Annotated in this window: 2 protein-coding genes; both read left to right on the top strand. The window is 29.9% G+C overall.

What is annotated here, in order from left to right; all coding sequences use genetic code 11:
- Window positions 1-181: 181 nt before the first annotated feature.
- A complete protein-coding gene (locus ACKI4K_RS03440) occupies window positions 182-1432 on the top strand; it encodes a KamA family radical SAM protein (RefSeq protein ID WP_407422310.1) in 1251 nt (416 codons plus the stop codon).
- 293 nt (window positions 1433-1725) lie between these two features.
- The gene (locus ACKI4K_RS03435) at window positions 1726-2352 is read left to right on the top strand and encodes a KH domain-containing protein (RefSeq protein ID WP_407422308.1); all 627 of its coding nucleotides are present in this window, start codon (window positions 1726-1728) and stop codon (window positions 2350-2352) included.
- Window positions 2353-2486: the final 134 nt, after the last annotated feature.

The raw sequence follows: 2486 nt of genomic DNA, 5'->3' as shown, positions 1-2486 counted from the left end.
ATATTTTTATAAAAATCATCAACACCACCCATTAACCCATTCCACCAGTTCATTTGAATTTATTTGTGTATTTCACCATTATGTCGTTTTTTGGTTATGGGATATGGTGAGATGAAATCATTTTTTTACAAAAATGTTTTTTATATAAAAGAACTATTTTATAAATTGATGAATTATAAACATGCCTAAAAACAGAAAAAATGGGGTAGATATTATAGACCTAAATAGAAAAAAATCATTAATGCGTTCAAACGAACTTGATAAAATTGCTCTAGAGGACATGAAACATAAATCAAAAGTTAGAATAGGATTTAGTGAATTCTCTAAACAGTTATATGACAATACTAAAAATAAAATTTTAGAAGAATTGAATGCAACTGAAAAAGATTGGAATAATCACAAATGGCAATTAAAGAATCGTATTAGTGATGTGGATGAAATTTCAAAATATGCTAATCTTACAACAGAAGAGTATGATAATATAAAAAAGGTCAGTGAAAAATATAGATTCGCAATAACCCCATATTATTTTTCATTAATAGATTTCAACGATCCAATTTGCCCAATAAGACTCCAGTCATTTCCAAATATTAAAGAATTTGAAGAATCCGGAGAATTAGATCCAATGAAGGAAGAACAATCAAATCCCGCTGGAAAAATTACTAGAAGATACCCCAACAAATTAATTATCAACGTTACCAATGCTTGTCCCATGTACTGTAGGCATTGCCAGCGCCGCAGACTAATAGGCAATTATGACAGAAACACATCGAAAAAAGATATTGATGAATCAATAGAGTTTATAGAAAAAACTCCGACAATCAGAGAAGTGTTGGTTACCGGCGGAGATGCGTTATTGTTGCCCAACAATAAACTAGAATACATATTCAATAAATTATCCCAAATCAACCATGTTGAAATAATAAGGGTCGGAACAAGGACATTGGCAACACTTCCATTTAGAATTGATGATGAACTAGCTGTATTGCTTAGAAAATATAAAGTGAATATTTCAACACAATTTAATCATGCATGCGAAATTACTCCGGAAGCCGTCAGGGCAATTGACATATTAACCGACCATGGAATACTTGTAAGAAATCAGATGGTATTATTGCATAACATCAATGATGACAAATATTGCATTCAGAAAACTAATGAAGAATTGCAAAAATATCGTGTAATCCCATATTATTTATTCCATCCGAAAGATATTAAAGGTACAAAACATTTCCAAGTCGATATTTCCAAAGGTTTAGATATTATGAAACATTTGGAAGGCAGAACAAGCGGCATGTGTAAACCAACATACGTATATAATTCACCTCTTGGCCTTGGTAAAGTGCCTTTAGTGCCTATGGAAAATATTGAACATGATGAAAACGGATATGAATTCACAACATGGGAAAATAAAACAGTCAGAAAAAGATAGATGTAATGATGCTATAACCAAATGGCTATTTTTTAAGAAAAAGAATCTTATTCTTGTCCTTGATTATTTTAAGACAAATGATAAATGTTTCCCATGTGAAAACTCTCATTTACATTGTTAAATTGAAAAACTATAATTAAAATGTGTTATAACTAAAAAATCACATTGAGCACGATTTATTGAAGATTTGTAGAATTCAATGTATTTCTGTATTATTCAAATAAATCAATCCTAAATTTTAAATAATTTCGATTAAATAGTTATTATTAATTCTAATTAAAAAAGGTGATAAAATGCCGGAAACAGATTATTTAAAAATACCTCAAAATAGAGTAGGGGCATTGATTGGAAGCAATGGAGGAGTGAAAAAATCCATTGAAAAAGCAACTGGAACCATTTTAGATATTGATAGTGATGATGGTACAGTTTATATAACACCTAGAGATGATATGGAAGATCCATTAGGCGTTTGGAATGCTAATCATATTGTAAAGGCAGTGGCCCGTGGATTTAATCCTGAAGTTGCACTTAAATTAGTTAATGATGACATTTATCTGGAAGTAATCAGTTTACCATTGTACATCGGAAAATCTAAAAAGGCCCTTGCAAGACACAAAGGTAGAATTATCGGAAAAGACGGAAAAACACGTGAAATAATTATGGAAATGGCCGAAGTAGATATGGCAATTTATGGAAAAACTGTTTCATTAATTGGTGAAATGGAAAACATACTGATTGCTAAAGAAGCCATTGAAATGATTATAAACGGATCCAGACACAAATCAGTTTATGGATTTTTAGAACACAAGAAAGAAGATTTGAAAATGAGAGAATTCAAAGACCTTGTTGGAATTGAAGATGATAAAATTGAATTCAAAGAAGGCATTGAATTTGATGAAAAAGATTTTGAAGGAGAATAACTCCTCAAAACCTTACTTTTTTTAACTTACTTATATATTAACATTTAATAAATAATTTTACAAAGCTAAACCAATATTTTACACCAATACAATTTTTTATCTATTTTGAAAAATGACCATTATAAACTTCAAAA

Source organism: Methanobrevibacter sp., from assembly GCF_045644645.1.
Lineage (GTDB): Archaea > Methanobacteriota > Methanobacteria > Methanobacteriales > Methanobacteriaceae > Methanocatella.
The sequence above is the reverse complement of the archived record's forward strand: the minus strand, read 5'-3'. Positions and strand labels throughout refer to the sequence as shown.